16 protein-coding genes and 1 tRNA gene are annotated in these 16,586 nt (G+C 45.9%); 5 read left to right on the top strand and 12 right to left on the bottom strand.

The genetic code is table 11. From position 1 onward, the window contains the following. Window positions 1-9 precede the first annotated feature (9 nt). The 3 genes from tgt to KO537_RS08840 form a co-directional block, all read right to left on the bottom strand. Complete coding sequence (tgt, locus tag KO537_RS08850; protein WP_006082277.1) at window positions 10-1,134, bottom strand: tRNA guanosine(34) transglycosylase Tgt; 1,125 nt, start codon at window positions 1,132-1,134, stop codon at window positions 10-12. A 161-nt stretch (window positions 1,135-1,295) separates the two neighbouring features. Further along, window positions 1,296-2,333, bottom strand: a complete 1,038-nt coding sequence (queA, locus tag KO537_RS08845) for a tRNA preQ1(34) S-adenosylmethionine ribosyltransferase-isomerase QueA (RefSeq protein WP_198572755.1) — start codon at window positions 2,331-2,333, stop codon at window positions 1,296-1,298. 62 nt (window positions 2,334-2,395) lie between these two features. Continuing rightward, window positions 2,396-2,605, bottom strand: coding sequence for a hypothetical protein (locus KO537_RS08840; protein WP_105252070.1), 210 nt, complete (start codon window positions 2,603-2,605; stop codon window positions 2,396-2,398). Window positions 2,606-2,812: 207 nt separating this feature from the next. On the opposite strand from KO537_RS08840, the gene KO537_RS08835 reads away from it, so the two are divergent. Continuing rightward, window positions 2,813-3,436 carry an acyl carrier protein phosphodiesterase gene (locus tag KO537_RS08835; protein ID WP_173243991.1) on the top strand — a complete coding sequence of 208 codons (624 nt, stop codon included), beginning with the start codon at window positions 2,813-2,815 and terminating at the stop codon, window positions 3,434-3,436. Between the two features lie 75 nt (window positions 3,437-3,511). Then, window positions 3,512-4,183 (top strand): pseudouridine synthase, encoded by a 672-nt coding sequence (locus tag KO537_RS08830; RefSeq protein WP_028761077.1) that lies wholly within the window; start codon window positions 3,512-3,514, stop codon window positions 4,181-4,183. 98 nt (window positions 4,184-4,281) lie between these two features. Here the strand turns inward: KO537_RS08830 and KO537_RS08825 are convergent, their stop codons facing one another. After that, window positions 4,282-4,722 carry a hypothetical protein gene (locus tag KO537_RS08825; RefSeq protein WP_131523165.1) on the bottom strand — a complete coding sequence of 147 codons (441 nt, stop codon included), beginning with the start codon at window positions 4,720-4,722 and terminating at the stop codon, window positions 4,282-4,284. Window positions 4,723-5,074: 352 nt separating this feature from the next. Between KO537_RS08825 and KO537_RS08820 the strand changes: the two genes are divergently transcribed. Then, window positions 5,075-6,454, top strand: coding sequence for a Gfo/Idh/MocA family oxidoreductase (locus KO537_RS08820; RefSeq protein ID WP_168824295.1), 1,380 nt, complete (start codon window positions 5,075-5,077; stop codon window positions 6,452-6,454). Between the two features lie 169 nt (window positions 6,455-6,623). Here KO537_RS08820 and KO537_RS08815 read toward each other — a convergent pair whose 3' ends face one another. From KO537_RS08815 to KO537_RS08785, 7 genes are all read right to left on the bottom strand, one after another. After that, window positions 6,624-7,148: a CIA30 family protein gene (locus tag KO537_RS08815; RefSeq protein WP_173243988.1), complete on the bottom strand. Its 525-nt coding sequence runs from the start codon at window positions 7,146-7,148 to the stop codon at window positions 6,624-6,626. Between the two features lie 75 nt (window positions 7,149-7,223). After that, window positions 7,224-8,450, bottom strand: a complete 1,227-nt coding sequence (gene sstT, locus KO537_RS08810; RefSeq protein WP_113941009.1) for a serine/threonine transporter SstT — start codon at window positions 8,448-8,450, stop codon at window positions 7,224-7,226. 171 nt (window positions 8,451-8,621) lie between these two features. Beyond that, the gene (locus KO537_RS08805; protein WP_028761082.1) at window positions 8,622-9,521 is read right to left on the bottom strand and encodes a chemotaxis protein CheV; all 900 of its coding nucleotides are present in this window, start codon (window positions 9,519-9,521) and stop codon (window positions 8,622-8,624) included. Window positions 9,522-9,660: 139 nt separating this feature from the next. Then, on the bottom strand, window positions 9,661-10,131 hold the full coding sequence (locus KO537_RS08800) for a dual specificity protein phosphatase family protein (protein WP_028761083.1): 471 nt from the start codon (window positions 10,129-10,131) through the stop codon (window positions 9,661-9,663). Window positions 10,132-10,203: 72 nt separating this feature from the next. Beyond that, entirely contained in the window at window positions 10,204-11,487 is a 1,284-nt protein-coding gene (locus KO537_RS08795) for a DEAD/DEAH box helicase (protein ID WP_219234274.1), read from the bottom strand. Between the two features lie 47 nt (window positions 11,488-11,534). Then, window positions 11,535-12,092 carry a methylated-DNA--[protein]-cysteine S-methyltransferase gene (locus KO537_RS08790; RefSeq protein WP_219234273.1) on the bottom strand — a complete coding sequence of 186 codons (558 nt, stop codon included), beginning with the start codon at window positions 12,090-12,092 and terminating at the stop codon, window positions 11,535-11,537. A 103-nt stretch (window positions 12,093-12,195) separates the two neighbouring features. Further along, window positions 12,196-13,887, bottom strand: coding sequence for an Ada metal-binding domain-containing protein (locus tag KO537_RS08785; protein ID WP_219234272.1), 1,692 nt, complete (start codon window positions 13,885-13,887; stop codon window positions 12,196-12,198). Window positions 13,888-14,059: 172 nt separating this feature from the next. On the opposite strand from KO537_RS08785, the gene KO537_RS08780 reads away from it, so the two are divergent. Together KO537_RS08780 and KO537_RS08775 are read left to right on the top strand one after the other, a co-directional pair. Beyond that, entirely contained in the window at window positions 14,060-15,889 is a 1,830-nt protein-coding gene (locus KO537_RS08780; protein WP_219234271.1) for an ABC transporter ATP-binding protein, read from the top strand. Between the two features lie 165 nt (window positions 15,890-16,054). After that, window positions 16,055-16,195, top strand: a complete 141-nt coding sequence (locus tag KO537_RS08775) for a hypothetical protein (RefSeq protein WP_219234270.1) — start codon at window positions 16,055-16,057, stop codon at window positions 16,193-16,195. 280 nt (window positions 16,196-16,475) lie between these two features. Here KO537_RS08775 and KO537_RS08770 read toward each other — a convergent pair. Next, a tRNA-Glu gene (locus tag KO537_RS08770) sits at window positions 16,476-16,551 on the bottom strand. Window positions 16,552-16,586: the final 35 nt, after the last annotated feature.

Genomic DNA, 16,586 nt, shown 5'->3' with positions numbered 1-16,586 from the left:
AGCAAAAAATCAATCGACTAACTCTGGTACTTCGCGACCTTGACTGGTATAGAAGTCCGCCACAAAGGCGTCTAATGTACCCGTCTCAATCGCACCGCGCAAACCTTCCATTAACATTTGATAGTATCTCAAGTTGTGAATGGTGTTTAAACGCGCACCCAGAATCTCATTACAACGATCTAAGTGGTAAAGATACGCCCGTGAATAATTTTTACAGGTATAACAATCACACTTAGTATCAAGTGGTGACGTGTCATCTCTATGACGCGCATTGCGTATTTTGATCACACCTTCACTCGTAAACAGATGACCGTTGCGGGCATTACGGGTTGGCATCACACAGTCAAACATGTCAACACCACGACGTACACCTTCAACTAAATCTTCTGGTTTACCGACCCCCATCAGATAGCGAGGTTTGTCTGCAGGAATTTGCGGGCAAATATGCTCAAGAATGCGATGCATATCTGCTTTAGGCTCACCTACGGCCAAACCACCGACGGCATAACCGTCGAAACCAATATCGACTAAGCCTTTTAAGCTTTCGTCGCGTAAATCTTCATACACACCGCCCTGAATAATACCGAAGAGTGAGTTAGGGTTCTCTAAACGGTCAAATTCATCACGCGAACGTCTCGCCCAACGCAAAGACATCTGCATTGACTTGCGCGCTTCATCTTCAGTGGCAGGATACGGGGTACATTCGTCAAAAATCATCACCACATCACTGCCCAATGCATCTTGAATTTGCATTGATTTTTCAGGATCTAAGAAGATTTTCTCACCATTTATAGGCGAACGGAAATGCACACCTTCTTCGGTGATCTTACGGATATCGCCAAGACTAAACACTTGGAAACCGCCCGAGTCCGTTAAAATAGGACGCTGCCAGTTCATAAAGTCATGCAAGTCACCGTGCTTACGCATGATTTCTTCGCCTGGGCGCAACCATAAATGGAAAGTGTTACCGAGCAAAATATCCGCGCCAGTGGCACGAACTTCTTCCGGTGTCATGCCTTTCACTGTGCCGTAGGTTCCTACCGGCATAAAAGCGGGGGTTTCTACTGTGCCACGATCAAAAATTAACCGACCACGGCGCGCACGCCCGTCGGTAGTGTCTAATTCAAATTTCATAATTCACCTCGCCAGATAAACAGTCTGACTACATTTTTAATGGCTAATGCCATTTTGATTAACAATAGAGATGGGGACAGGGTTAAAAGGTTCAATCTTTTAACGAAAAAAATTGCCGCACAATCTCACTTTGGGCGGCTATTTTAAAACAAAATCTTGGTCTAGTGGGCTTTTTTCGTCACAAACATCGCATCGCCATAGCTAAAGAAGCGATATTTTTGCGTGATAGCATGTTGATACGCCGCCATAACATGATCAAAACCGGCAAAAGCACTAACTAACATGATCAAAGTTGATTCAGGTAGATGAAAATTTGTCACCATAGCATCGACCACTTGGAATTCATAACCTGGGTAAATAAAGATATCGGTATCGCCGCTAAAAGCTTTGAGTTCGCCAAGGCTTGCGCGTGCCGCACTTTCTAAGGAGCGCACTGACGTCGTCCCTACGGCCACCACACGTTTACCCGCAGCTTTGGTTTGCGCGATTAAATCAACCACGTCCTGCGGTACATTCGCCCACTCGGAATGCATCTTGTGTTCAAGAATGGTATCGACACGCACTGGCTGAAATGTTCCCGCGCCCACATGCAAGGTCACAAACGCGACATTCACGCCCTTGGCTTTTAATGCATCGAGCATGGCATCGTCAAAATGTAAACCCGCCGTTGGCGCGGCAACTGCACCAGGGTTTTGGTTATACACAGTTTGATAGCGCTCTTTGTCGGCATCTTCATCGGGTCTATCGATATAAGGAGGCAAAGGCATGTGCCCTACTGCTTCAAGCACTTCTAAGATGGTTAACTCGGATAACAACTCAAGTTCAAACAAAGTATCGTGACGGGCGACCATCTTCATCTGATAGCCACCATCGAGATGGATTAACGAATCCACTTTAGGGGATTTAGAGCTACGAACGTGGGCGAGGATGCGCTTATCATCGAGCATACGCTCAACTAAAATTTCTAACTTACCGCCACTGGCCTTTTGACCAAACATGCGCGCGGGGATCACTCGGGTATTGTTGAACACCATTAAATCACCGGGATTAATCATCCCCAGCAAATCGGTAAACTGTTTGTCGCCTAACGCGCCAGAGTTGCCGTCTAAGGTTAACAGACGGGATGCGTTACGCTGCGCCATAGGATAACGAGCGATCAGCTCATCGGGAAGATCGAAAGAAAAGTCTGCAACGCGCATATTGGCCTCTAGATAGCTTAGAACGGCGGCTAGTCTATGGTTAGAGGCCAATAAGATCAAGATTACTTATTGCCAGTGTCCACTTCTTGCTCGGGTTCCACTGGATTGATGCCATCTTGGGGCTGATTGTCATCGGCATCGAATTTTAGCCGCGAGCGACTAAAGTCATCCATGCTGAAACGGTGTTGTTCAAAGGGGATTTCTATTAGCACTTTTTTGCGCTTCTGCTGCTCGTCTTTACCAAGCATTTTGGTGAACCAGTTCCACATCATCCATGATCCTAAAAAAGGTTATTGATTTTATTTCACTTTCCCTTATCGATTACTATGTCAACGTTTAAGTCAGCCATAATTATTCACGGCGAATCAAATGTCATTATCAATAAAAAGTGAAAAAATACTGCATTTTTAGCTTCGGCGCTTTCCTAAGCGCGCTTGTGCATGATACCGTGAACCGACGTGGTTAACCAAGCACAAATAATGAACTTTCTTACACACTTACATCTCGCCGACATCAGTAAAACCCACCTTGCTGCCAACGTAGCAGGTAACTATATTCAAGCGCCAATTGCGCAAGCCCCAATGGAGTTACGCCAAGCCTTATGGCTAAACCAAGAGATTAATACCCTCTGCGCCAGCCATGAATTGACGATTGAATTAATGGAAGCTTTCCCTGCGCCCTTAAGAAGCATAGCAGCAGAACTCATGGCGGTGAGTTTCGATCACTATTTAGCTTACTATTGGGAAGAATATCACCACCAACCCTTGGATGAATTCAGCAGCAAGGCCTATGACGCGTTAGATGCTTTTGCCACGCAAGGCGTTGATCCATACCATCCAGAGGCATTATTTACACTCTTGCCCACAATGCGCAGCGCCGATTGGCTAGGCAGCTACACCACCGAAAAAGGATTACAACAAGCCTTAGCACAAGTGGCCAAACAGCATCCGCAAGCCGCACTGTTTAAAGATGCCCATAAAGTCATCAATAAAATGCAGATAGAAATCGAAACCGCGTTCCGCACTTTTTATCCGCAGCTGATGGCTTATACCCGTATTTGGAGCCGTAAGACGCCTGTAGAATATTTGCCCTCACCCCTCTAAGAATAAGCAAGCATGAGATTATGCTGTGTGCCTGCGTAAATTTTGCTAGTATGGCCGCGCAAAAATGAGGACAAGATGCAGATATTTGATTACCAGCCCCCAGCAGTTCCTTGGCTAGACATACGCTATAAAGATAGAGATCTGATTATAATCAATAAACCTTCGGGATTATTATCTAATCCGGGTCGAGCGGCTCACACCTTCGATTGCGCGTTAACCCGCTTACAAGCCCTTTATCCAGAAACGATTTTAGTGCATAGGCTCGACTGCGCGACCTCGGGCATTATGGTGTTCGCCCGTAATAAAAAAGCGGAGTCGCATTTAAAAACACAGTTTCAAGATAGACAGAGTAAGAAAGTCTATATTGCCGAAGTGATGGGACATGTGCTGCAAGATCAGGGGATTATTGACCTCGCGATAGTGCCAGACACTGAACATCCGCCCTATCAAAAAACGCTACAGGCGGGAGAGACTGGCGGCAAAAGCGCCCTCACTCACTACCGTGTATTAGAGCGCCGAGAAAACAGCACCTTAGTCGAGCTTTCGCCAGAAACAGGCCGCACCCATCAATTGCGTGTGCATATGCTTGCCCTAGGCCATGCGATTTTGGGTGATGAGTTTTATGGTGATGCCGAGGTTATCAAGGCCAAACCGCGTTTATGTTTACATGCACAAAGCTTAAGTTTGACCCATCCCTATTCGGGTAAACCGCTGTTTTTTAGCAGTAAACATCCATTTACTGAATAACTTAAGCCACTCGCTACAATTCCATAAAAGCAAAAGGTCGCGACTTAGCTCTTAGCTATCGTGCGACCTTAGTTATTTACAGATTCGACTGTCGTCGTTTAAGCGACGCGTATACCTTGACCAAAATCGACATCAGCCGCTAATTTTTCTGCTTGGAAATAACAGCCCTGCTCATTACAAAATTGTAATTGCTGCGACGATGTCACGATAAAAAATTCACCAAAGAAATTGCCGCCAACATCTTCCAGCTTATGGCCCTCAGGAGTTTGCGTCATATAGACTTCATCTAAACTATGGCAGCCATCGCTAAACCAAGTTTCTAAAAAATATTTATCGTCTTCTTTATAGAGGGTAATTTTGTCACCCAATAAAGGACGCCCATCTAACCAACGACCTATAATTTCACGATTTTGCATATCTGTCTCCCGCCAATGAAGGCGACGGCGTTTTTCAATCCCAGACATCCTGATATCCTTATGCAATACCCAATCACCTAAAGTGAATGTCAGTTGTGGTAGTACATTAAGCATAGAACCCATTTAACTCTTTACTCCCCACAGCAGCAAATTACTTCAAATCGCCCGTCAAATGTAATTTTTTGGTTAATTTAAATTTGCTAAATATTTAAAATATAAAAGATAAATACCTTTGACTAATTAATCGGCAGTGTAGCTCAATCTAAAAATAAAAACGCGATCTTTATCACTATTTACTTATCGCTAAAGTAAAGGCAGCTAAAAGACTTATCCTCCTAGATGAATGAGGTTTGTTACATCTTTTATTGCCAATTTTAATAGGGTTTCTGATATAACCCATAAGTGAATTACCGCACAAATAAGACCAAGTGATATTTCAATATCCCTACAAAACAAAAATAAAGCAGGAAGCGCTATGCATAACATTCATCGTCGTCATTTTCTTAAGGCAGCGGGTGCCGCTACCGCCGGACTCGTCACAGCCAATATTGCCCTCAACGCCTACGCCAGTAGTGTTGCCCCTAAACCGCAAGCGGGTAAATCCGTTATCGGACTCATAGCACCCAAGATGGACGTGGTTCGAGTTGGCTTTATCGGTGTTGGCGAGCGTGGCTTTAGCCATGTCGAGCAATTCTGTCATTTAGAAGGCGTTGAACTTAAAGCTATTTGTGATACTCACCTAGCGGTGCTGGACAGAGCCGTGGATCATATCGTTAAACAGAATCGGCCAAAACCGGCTGTCTATACAGGTAATGACCTGAGCTATCGCGATCTCTTAAGCCGCGATGATATTGATATTGTGATCATTTCTACTCCATGGGAATGGCACGCGCCTATGGCGATAGAGACGATGGAAAGCGGTAAACATGCCTTTGTCGAAGTACCGTTAGCACTCACAGTAGAGGAATGCTGGCAAATTGTGGATACCGCTGAACGCACTCAGAAAAACTGCATGATGATGGAGAACGTCAACTACGGCCGTGAAGAACTTATGGTTCTCAACATGGTACGCCAAGGTGTGTTTGGTGAGTTGCTCCACGGTGAAGCCGCTTATATCCACGAGCTACGTTGGCAGATGAAGGAAATAGACCATAAGACGGGCTCATGGCGGACTTATTGGCATACCAAGCGCAACGGTAACTTGTACCCGACCCACGGTTTAGGACCAGTTTCCCAGTATATGAACATCAACCGCGGTGATAGATTTGATTATCTAACCTCGATGAGTTCGCCCGCTCTTGGCCGTGCGCTCTATGCTAAACGTGAATTCCCCGCCGATCATGAGCGTAATCAGCTCAAGTACATCAATGGGGATATCAATACCAGTCTGATTAAGACCGTTAAGGGCCGGACCATCATGGTGCAGCATGACACGACGAGCCCAAGACCTTACAGTCGCCACAATTTAATCCAAGGGACAAATGGCGTGTTTGCGGGTTTCCCGAATCGTATCGCCGTCGAAAATGGTGGCTTTGGTCAAAGTTACCACGAGTGGGATATGGACATGCAAAAGTGGTATGACAAATATGATCACCCTCTGTGGCAACGCATAGGCAAAGAAGCTGAGATTAACGGCGGCCACGGCGGCATGGATTTTGTGATGTTATGGCGCATGATTTATTGCCTGCGCAATGGCGAGGCCTTAGATCAGGATGTGTACGATGGTGCGTCTTGGTCGGTGGTGAATATCTTAAGTGAACATTCAGTCAATAACCGCAGTAATTCAGTCACCTTCCCAGATTTTACCCGCGGCGCGTGGCAAACGGCCAACCCCTTAGGGATTGTAGGCGCTTAAGCAGCGGCTTTCGCCAAACTCATTATGATGGGTTCACCATAAGGATAAGTGCCTCGGCCTTATCCTTTTTCTTAAATGAAGCCTAGTGATGCCCGCACCATCAATAGCAAGCAATAAGGGACAAGCAATTAGGGGCAAAAAACTCATGATAAGAAACCACCTATAAACGCTAATAGTAGCCAATTTCTTTGATTTTCAAAGAAAAATCACCACTCTGCTGGGCACCAATCACTAACCCTAGACTACAAACTTGGCTTAAATCCATTGCCACTCGGGAAATCGGTTTACCCCGACATTGGGGCAAGAAGTCACTGAAGGGAATTTCTATCCGCTGCCAATTCATGACTCTAGCGCCACTCACACCAAACGTTTGATGACTTGGCGCTGGCATAGGCGCTTGATAAACCGTACTTTGTGGTGTGTCGATATCCTTTAAATTCACTTTATAATCTTTAGGTCGGTCGCCATCGAGTTCGACATAGATCCCAGTAAACCCACTGACATCAATAGGGTTAAACTCACAACGCACTGAAGCAAACCCGCCGCCATTGGCCAGCGATACATGGCCACTAAACTCACCATAGCCTAAAGGTGACACCGTCATCTTACTGCGAGACAAACCGCCCATCACAGTGTCATTTATCCCATACCAGGGCTTTGCAGCATCTAGCACTCTAAAATCAAAAAAGATCATAACGACTCCCATAAAAAAAGCAGCCACCTAAGTGACTGCTTCCATAATACTTTTCAATACGAATAACAGCACTCGTTAACTCAGTTTAGCTTTATTCTCAGCGGCTTCACAAGCGGCAGCGGTAAAGATAACGTCTGTAGAGCTGTTCAATGCGGTTTCGGCTGCATCTTGAACCACACCAATAATAAAGCCGACAGCGACCACTTGCATGGCGACATCATTAGAAATACCAAACAAGCTACAAGCCAGTGGGATCAACAGTAATGAACCACCCGCTACACCCGAGGCGCCGCAAGCCGAAATAGCGGCGACAACGCTCAATAACAATGCGGTGAGTAAATCGACTTGAATGCCCAAGGTATGCGCTGCAGCTAAGGTCAATACCGTAATAGTGATCGCCGCGCCGCCCATATTGATGGTGGCACCTAACGGAATAGAGACTGAGTAAGTGTCTTCATGCAGATTTAATTTTTCACACAGCGCCATATTCACCGGAATATTCGCCGCACTCGAGCGGGTAAAAAATGCCGTCACGCCACTTTCACGCAAACAACGAAATACCAACGGATAGGGATTACGTTTAATCTTCACGTAAACAATTAAAGGATTAACGATTAAGGCAATAATGGCCATCGCACCTAATAACACAGCCAATAACTGCGCATAACCCGCAATTGCGGCAAAACCGGTTTCAGCAAACGTCGCAGCAACTAAACCAAAAATACCAATAGGTGCTAAACGAATAATGAAATGCACCATTTGCGAAATGCCGTGGCTCATGTCGGCAAATACTTGCTTAGTCGAATCGCTAGCATGATGTAAGGCTAAACCTAAACCCACACCCCAAGCAAGAATACCAATATAGTTGCCCGTCATTAACGCATTCACTGGATTATCGACCAGTTTAAATAATAAGGTATGGATCACTTCACCAATACCTTGTGGAGGACTTGTACCTTCCACACCAGCAACCAAAACTAAAGTCGTGGGGAAGATAGAGCTTAAAATCACAGCAGTTAACGCCGCGGCAAAGGTCCCCAATAAATACAGGATCACAATTGGGCGCATATTGGTTTGCGTATTTTTCTTTTGATTTGCAATCGACGATGCTACTAAGATAAATACCAGTATTGGAGCAATCGCTTTTAATGCTCCAACAAATAAACTGCCTAAGAAGGCGATATCTTTTGCACTATCGGGTGAAAAACTCGCTAACACCACACCAGCGATAATCCCTAATAAGATTTGTAATACGAGACTGCCATTAGCCAACTTAGCTAATAATGATGATTCTTGTTTCATGGTTTAACCTATCGTTATTATATTTCGGTTGAGATCCCCAACGCGCACCTTCGGAAATGAGGCCAATAAGGTTTTTATAGGATGTGACTAGACTTGTCTAGTTTTGCGGGGAAATAAGCTAACTAAATTACCCTTGTCCCGCAAAAAGCATACAAAAAACTAACAAGCGCCTTATTGGCGCTGCTTCATGGCTAAATCGGCACCACGCAACATGGCATCAATCAACTCGTGAGCATCGAACTTAGTCAGCGCTTCATTTGCCCCCACTTGGTGGGCCTGACTCACGCTTATTTCGCTGGATAAAGACGTGTGTAAAATGATGTAGGCCTTGGCGGTCAGTGGATTATCACGCACCTCAAACGCCAGTTCGTAACCATCTAGTCCCGGCATCTCAATATCACTCACCAGAATATCTATGGGATGATGCTCTAGTGCCGCTTGTTCCATCATGACTAAGGCTTCTTTACCGTCGGCGGTCACTCGATAAGGGATGTTGATCATATCAAGGGCATCGGATAACTGCTTACGTGCCACCTTAGAATCATCCACTAACAGGATATTCATGGGTTTGAGTTTCTCACGCTGCACATCGGTCAAGATTGCCCGATTTGCCTGTGGGTTATTCGGGAAAATTTTCGACAGCAATAACTCAACATCGAGCAATTGTACTAACTGGTCCTCAAAACGAGTCACGCCAGTCAAGTAAGCATTCTTGCCCAAATTGGCAGAAGGTGCCTCAATATCGCGCCAATTACATTCGATAATCTTATCGATACCACGCACTAAAAAGCCAATGATCATCCGCTGACAGTCAGTGATGATGATGTAGCATTTTTCGCGCTCTTCAGGGGCTATCGGCCGATAGCCAATCGCAGCCGCCATATCTATGATAGGAATCGTATGGCCACGAATCGTTGAAGCGCCAAGAATCGTCGGATGAGATTGGGGAATTTTGCTTAGCTGTGTGTACGGCACCAGCTCACGCACTTTCAACGTGCCTAAGGCAAACACTTGAGTCTGTGATAACCGAAACAGTAGTAATCCCTGTGACTGACTTGCCTTACTTTTCATAATTAGATAAATAACTCACTAAAAACAACCTTCGGATAGCTTAACCTTAACACAGTAAAATTTTGATGACTAAGGTCAAACGAATGAAACTATTATTACCTATTTATTAATAGGTTCGACGCCAATCGCCGACAAGTGCTTAGTCTTGTAATGCATACAAGACATCAAAGGCAAATTGATCCCAACCTTCGGCAGTAAAAGCGATATCGCGAATATTACGAACTTGGCTCACCGCATGTAATGGCGCAGCACCATTGACCATCAAGTAATAGGCCATGATAAGACTGGTGCGATCCTTGCCCGAGCGACAATGGATCACGACAGGCAGCTCATCGGCTTCACATTGCTGAATAAAGGCGAGTGCCTTAGGCAACTGAGCGACACAAATCGCCACATCCCCATCTTGGGGCGGCACATTGCGCGAAAAGGGAATACATTCGTAACGTAAATCAAGCTGCTTAAACGCACTCGGCTCGCAGCCCTCGCCCCCATTGACCGACAGAATGGCACCAATACCGGCCTCTTTGAGCGCTTGTAAATCCCAAGGATCTTTATTAGGGCCACTGCGCCCTGCGACTTTACCTTCAACTAACCAGAATAAGTGTTGCATAAACCTTACCTACGACAAGTGAGATGACAAGGAACGCCAGAGATAAGCTAAGAATAGCTTGTTTCCAACGACTTAAGATTTTTTACCCCAAAATTCAGCATTGGCAGGCGGTAACTGTTTACGTTTTTTTTTACCCATACCTTCAGGCTTGGCGACAGGTTTAGCTTGTTCTAACAGTTCGGCTGGCATTTCATCATCGGCTTCAAAACCGACAATTTGCTCACGCACTAACTTAAGTTTGTTCTTTTTCTCTATCACGCCAAAGTGGTGATAATCCTCATGGGAAATCAAGGTCACGGCTAAGCCTGCTTCACCGGCGCGGCCACTACGGCCAATACGATGCATATAATCTGCAGGGCTCCTTGGCAGATCAAAATTGATCACCACAGGCAGTTTATCGATATCGATACCACGGGCGGCAATATCGGTCGCAATTAACACACTGATCTCACCATTTTTAAAGCCATCGAGCACCCGCGTACGCGCACCTTGGGCTTTATCGCCATGGAACACTTCGGCAGTGATCCCACGTTTAGACAGCTTTTGCGCTAAGTGATTACAGGTATTTTTGGCACTCACGAAAATCAACACCTGTGACCACTGATGTTCTTTAATCAGATGCGCCAATAATGCGGTTTTCATCGGACGATTAACCGTAATCACCCGTTGATGAATCGTGCTTTCTTGCTCACTTTGCAATTGATATTCAAGTGGATTATTAAGCAGTTTTGCCGTTAACTCACGGACCTCTTCAGGGAATGTCGCTGAGAATAATAAGGTTTGTTTCTTGGCGGGCAAAGCGTCGAGCACTTGGGCTAATTCTTCGGTAAAGCCAAGGCTTAACATGCGGTCGGCTTCATCGAGCACTAAGGCACTAACGCGGTTAAGTTTGATGGCATTACTGGACAACAGATCTAACAAACGACCCGGCGTTGCTACTAGTACGTCGGCGCCAGAACGTAAGCTCTGCATTTGCGCATTGACTGACACACCGCCAAACGCAGCGACAATTTTTAGCTTGCCATTGAGATGTGAGGCATAGGACAGAAAGCTGTCAGCGACTTGTTGTGCTAATTCACGGGTAGGGACTAAGACCAAACAACGAATATAAACGCCTGTCTTATCTTCTGTTTTTGCTTCAACAAGTTGTTGCAACAGCGGCACGGCAAAGGCTGCCGTTTTACCCGAGCCCGTATTAGCACCGGCTAACACATCGCGCCCCGCAAGCACAGCGGGGATCGTCGCCGCCTGTACTGATGTAGGCGAAACATACGCTAATTCGGTTAATCGATTTAGCAGAGGTGCAATAATGCCGAGTTGGGCAAAGCTTGCCGCAGAGGAAGAAGCCTGAGTCATAGAAAGTTTAACTGCTCACCAATATCTTAATAGGCGGCTATTCTAGCTTAAATATCGAGGCAATGCTTGGCAGTTTCCAGCGTTAATAACTGCTGTTTCATCGCAAGCCCATAGGCGTAACCCGTTAACTTGCCGTTTTTGCCTATCACTCTATGGCAAGGCACGATAATCGCAATGGGATTGGCACCATTGGCAGCGCCCACGGCGCGCACCGCCTTAGGCCGACCAATTTGCTCGGCAATCTGCCCATAGCTGCAGCTCTGACCATAATCTACATTGAGCAAAGCTTGCCAAACTTCACGCTGAAATTCAGTGCCTTTAGGTGCGAGCTTTAAATTAAATTCAATCAGTTCACCTGCAAAATAACGCGCGAGCTGCACTTGAGTTTCACTAATATGCGCCTTAGCTTGATTGAGGGCATCCTCACTCACCTTAGCAAGCGCAATCTCAGTGCGATCCGAGCCGATAACCGTTAAATGACTCAGCCCATAGGCATTGGCATTTAACTGCAATATTCCGGCAGGACTCATAAAAGTATCTACGGCACAGGGCTGATACGCAGCAATACTCGGCGCTTGGCTCAATTGACGAATCGCATGTTTCATAATCTGTCTCTTTGTTTGCTCTAAATTTGGTTCTAAATTGGTTCTTAACTTAACGCTAAATCATCTTTTTAAACTAGCAGTTAAATGTGAGGCGGCTTGATGGTTATTGATGCCAAAGCTGGAAGGTTAAATAACTGCCCCAAGGCGCGATTTCTTGACTCAGTTGCTGACACAGCTTCGGGTAGTTAAGCGCACCCACAGCGGCTTCATCCAGCCTATGGGTCTTGCCATACAAGGCCAGCAAATGCTTTTTAACAATCAAATCGGTATGCAAAAACACATTGGGATCGCCCAAACCGCGAAGCTTAGCATACGCGATTGTCCAAGGACCTATGCCCTTAACGCTGAGCCAATCATCGACACTCGCCTCAGGATGATCGCAGATAAACGCCGCGAGCGCATTGAGGGCTAATTTACGAGCGCCGGGCATTTTTAGCTCTGTTAGACTCGCCTCACGAATGGCCTCGGGAGTAGGAAATAAACGATACTCGCAACCATTGAGACTAAAGCGCTCGCCATAGGCTTCAACCAATTGATTAAGTAGCTTAGTCGCCTGCACTACCGTCACTTGCTGGCCTAAAATCGCACGGCAGGCCGCCTCAAATAAGGAGCCTGCACCGGGAATGCGTAATCCCGAAAACGGTGTTAATCCTAAACTTGGTAGCGCACTTAAGCCTTGTTCAATCAGCAGCATATCCGCATCGAGATCTAAAATGCGTCGCACTTCAGTGACCAGCAATTGCAGCTCATCGACAGGAGAGTCTTCGGTCAACATTATCGCGAGTTTGAAGCGATTTAGCTTAGGCTCATGGATAATGTGCACTGTGCCGCGCATCTTACCTAGGGCAAAACAGCGACCATATTCGAGCCCATTATCGCCAGCTTTGGCCTCATCTACCACGGACGCCTCATCGCCAACGACATCGCTCGCTTGTGGATGACTCATCTGCGGTGTGAACCATTCCATCCCTGTTACCGCACGTAATCGATAAAACGCCAGCTGTGATGTCCAATCCAATGGCGGACGATAATACTGATACAAGGTTAATCCATAGTGCGGCACAAATTCACCCATAGTATCAATCTCACATAATCCTGTTAGTGGCTCAATCATGGACTCCTTTGCCGCTTTGGTTAATGCACTCTTTCTTAACTGCGTTGGCGTCAATTGCAAGGTTTGCTTAAACGCCTCATTGAAACGGCGAATACTGTTGAAACCTGCCGCCATCGCGACTTGAGTGATAGGTAATTGGGTTTGGTGCAATAATTGTTTAGCAAACAGTAACTGCCGATATAAGGCATATTGTTTTGGCGAAGTGCCAAAGCCTTCGGTAAAGAGCTTATTGAGATAACGACTGCTGATCCCTAATCGGTCAGCCAATTGTGTTACTGTCGAGGCTGGCTCTCCCGATGATTTTCCCGCTAAGGCGCCCGCTTCGATTAAGCTAATGGCCCTCGCTAACGTTGTGCCAGTCCCCTTCCAAGGATTCGATCCCGGCGCACTGTCGGGCCGACAACGTAAACATGGGCGTAATCCCGCCTGCGCGGCTTTAATGGCCGAATCAAAATAACGCACATTTTGCTCTTTTGGCGCGACGGCGGGACACACAGTTCGGCAATAAATGCCGGTCGTTAATACGCCCACAAAAAACTTACCATCAAACCGCGGATCGCGGCTCATCCTCGCCTCACGGCAAATGGACGCAGAAAGTTGCCCCGAATAGGACTCCAGCGAATGCACCGAATCTATTTCATCACGCTTAATCGCACTCTCAGACACTCTATCTGCACTCATTTTTCATCACGCCCGACAATATTCGCTCACAATTAATTTCTTGTTCATTACTTTACGTAAAACTAGCATGTAGCACTAGCGGAAAACGGAACTCAATCATTTCAATGCTTTTAGGGCATGAAATCCTATATGCTAGAGCCGACTATTTTTTATCTCACCATAGAGTTAATTCATGTTTAAACGATTTGAATCCTGGGTTGAAGCCCTACCCGATGATGAACCCACTAAACCACCCACAGGGGTTTATGCTTTTTGTCGCCACTACACTAAGGGCTACGAACTGCCGCTGATCTTAATGTCAGTGCTGACCGCCATGCTGGCCATGCTTGAAGTGTCACTGTTCGGGTTCATGGGCCAATTAGTGGATTGGCTTGTGAAAAAAAATCCCGAAACCTTATTTCAAGACGAAGGCACGACCTTAATGCTGATGGGGGGCATGGTGCTGATTGTGATGCCAATCTTGGTATTACTGCATGCGCTTATCATGCATCAAACCTTGCTCGGCAATTATCCTATGTCGATCCGCTGGCTTGCACACCGTTATTTGCTAAAACAAAGTGTATCGTTTTATCAAGATGATTTTGCTGGCAGAATCGCCACGAAAGTGATGCAAACATCCTTAGCCGTGCGCGAAACTGTGATGAAATTGCTCGATGTGTTGGTATACATTTTAGTGTATTTCACCTCTATGCTAGTGATGATCGCCAGCGCTGATCTGCGCTTAGTCATACCTATGCTCGTCTGGCTTGCACTGTATGTTGGTCTGCAATGGTACTTTGTGCCTAGACTAAAAAGTGTCTCTACCGAGCAAGCCGATGCGCGCTCAACCATGACAGGCCGTATCGTCGACAGCTATACCAACATCACCACAGTGAAGCTATTCGCCCACACACAGAAAGAAGCCGAATACGCCAAATCCAGTATGCGGATATTTTTAGACACGGTTTATCGCCAAATGCGCTTAGTGACGGGCATCAGCGTCAGCGTGCAAATCATCAACTATCTGTTGGCCTTTAGTATTGCAGCAGTATCGATAGCCCTATGGACCGATAGCGCAATCACGGTCGGCGCCATCGCCATTGCGGTCAGTTTAGCACTGCGCTTAAACGGCATGTCACAGTGGATAATGTGGGAAATCAGTTCGTTATTCGAAAATATCGGCACGGTTACCGATGGAATGAACACCTTATCGAAAACAACGATCATCCAAGATGAGCCAAACGCCAAGGCGCTGGTCGTCAATCATGGCAAGATTGATTTCAACCAAGTGTGTTTCCATTACGGTGAGCAGACTGGCGTGATTGAAGATCTGAATTTGAATATTAAAGCAGGTGAAAAAGTTGGCTTAGTGGGGCGTTCTGGCGCGGGTAAATCGACCCTAGTGAATCTACTAATGCGATTCTACGATGTTGAAAAAGGTCAGATTAATATCGATGATCAAGACATCAAGATGGTTATGCAAGATTCACTGCGTTCGCAAATTGGCATGGTGACCCAAGATACCTCCCTCTTGCACCGCACCATTCGCGAGAATATTCTTTACGGCAATCCCAGTGCCAGTGAAGAGCAACTTGATCGCGCGATTAAACAAGCTCAAGCCTATGACTTTATTCAGGAACTCAGTGATCCTAACGGTAATCATGGCTTAGATGCCCAAGTGGGTGAACGCGGCGTAAAACTCTCTGGTGGCCAAAGACAGCGTATCGCCATCACGCGGGTTTTATTGAAAAATGCGCCCATTTTACTGCTTGATGAAGCCACATCTGCGCTAGATTCCGAAGTCGAAGCTGCAATCCAAGAAAGTTTGTATGAATTAATGCAAGGCAAGACAGTGATCGCGATTGCCCATCGACTTTCTACTATTGCCGCGATGGACAGGTTAATTGTATTAGATCAAGGCCGAGTCGTTGAGCAAGGCACGCACCATGAACTCATCGCCGCAGGCGGTATTTATGCTCAATTATGGGCCCACCAAACCGGTGGATTCTTAGGTGTAGACTAAGCCAAAGGTAAGATGACGAAAGGCGACACTCAGCAGTGAGTGTCGCCTTTTTTATCTCAAATAAGTTTCCGCCTACTTCTGCCCTCTTCCCACAAAGCTTCACTCTTACACTCGTCCTCATATTCACGCAGTAATACACGATTCATCTATTACAATGGCGACCGTGTGAACGACTCACTTCAAACTTCACTCGTTGAACGATTGGAAACAAGAGATAAATCGCGCTTAACGATTCAACTTATCAGTATTGAAAGTGGCAGCATTCAAAGTGCCAACACACTGAACAATCCGAAAGGTGAGTTTTAGCTCTGGATTAGCGCAAGGTTAAGCAGGAAAACACTTAAATAATTCTTATCACACGATTGAACAGAATAACTTCACCACACTAAGTAAGCCTCTCGAAGCATTATTTATCTTAATGTGGATGGTTTGAATTGTTGGGTAAATTCGGCAAATAACTCGGGGCGTATGACTCGTAAATGAATCGGGGAGATCTCGATTTAATATTCAAAATTCAGACACAAAAAAACCACCTTAAGGTGGTTTATTGTCTTTAACCAAAGTTTCGATAAACTTTGATTAAAATTGGTATCCCCTAGGGGATTCGAACCCCTGTTACCGCCGTGAAAGGGCGGTGTCCTAGGCCTCTAGACGAAGGGGACCCGGACTTATGATTTAACTCGTAACCGAGCTTTGT

Origin of the sequence: Shewanella sp. NKUCC01_JLK (assembly GCF_019345615.1) — a bacterium.
In the GTDB taxonomy this organism is placed as follows: Bacteria; Pseudomonadota; Gammaproteobacteria; order Enterobacterales; family Shewanellaceae; genus Shewanella; species Shewanella oncorhynchi.
The sequence above is the reverse complement of the archived record's forward strand: the minus strand, read 5'-3'. Positions and strand labels throughout refer to the sequence as shown.

Excerpts from the sequence above, each read along its gene's own strand:
- queA (WP_198572755.1), bottom strand. The coding sequence starts at position 2,333 with ATGCGCGTTGCAGACTTTTCTTTCGATCTTCCCGATGAGCTGATCGCT.
- tgt (WP_006082277.1), bottom strand. The coding sequence starts at position 1,134 with ATGAAATTTGAATTAGACACTACCGACGGGCGTGCGCGCCGTGGTCGG.
- KO537_RS08790 (WP_219234273.1), bottom strand. The coding sequence starts at position 12,092 with ATGAAACATGCGATTCGTCAATTGAGCCAAGCGCCGAGTATTGCTGCG.
- KO537_RS08800 (WP_028761083.1), bottom strand. The coding sequence starts at position 10,131 with ATGCAACACTTATTCTGGTTAGTTGAAGGTAAAGTCGCAGGGCGCAGT.
- KO537_RS08815 (WP_173243988.1), bottom strand. The coding sequence starts at position 7,148 with ATGATCTTTTTTGATTTTAGAGTGCTAGATGCTGCAAAGCCCTGGTAT.
- KO537_RS08805 (WP_028761082.1), bottom strand. The coding sequence starts at position 9,521 with ATGAAAAGTAAGGCAAGTCAGTCACAGGGATTACTACTGTTTCGGTTA.
- KO537_RS08835 (WP_173243991.1), top strand. The coding sequence starts at position 2,813 with ATGAACTTTCTTACACACTTACATCTCGCCGACATCAGTAAAACCCAC.
- KO537_RS08780 (WP_219234271.1), top strand. The coding sequence starts at position 14,060 with ATGTTTAAACGATTTGAATCCTGGGTTGAAGCCCTACCCGATGATGAA.
- sstT (WP_113941009.1), bottom strand. The coding sequence starts at position 8,450 with ATGAAACAAGAATCATCATTATTAGCTAAGTTGGCTAATGGCAGTCTC.
- KO537_RS08820 (WP_168824295.1), top strand. The coding sequence starts at position 5,075 with ATGCATAACATTCATCGTCGTCATTTTCTTAAGGCAGCGGGTGCCGCT.
- KO537_RS08840 (WP_105252070.1), bottom strand. The coding sequence starts at position 2,605 with ATGATGTGGAACTGGTTCACCAAAATGCTTGGTAAAGACGAGCAGCAG.
- KO537_RS08825 (WP_131523165.1), bottom strand. The coding sequence starts at position 4,722 with ATGGGTTCTATGCTTAATGTACTACCACAACTGACATTCACTTTAGGT.
- KO537_RS08830 (WP_028761077.1), top strand. The coding sequence starts at position 3,512 with ATGCAGATATTTGATTACCAGCCCCCAGCAGTTCCTTGGCTAGACATA.
- KO537_RS08795 (WP_219234274.1), bottom strand. The coding sequence starts at position 11,487 with ATGACTCAGGCTTCTTCCTCTGCGGCAAGCTTTGCCCAACTCGGCATT.
- KO537_RS08785 (WP_219234272.1), bottom strand. The coding sequence starts at position 13,887 with ATGAGTGCAGATAGAGTGTCTGAGAGTGCGATTAAGCGTGATGAAATA.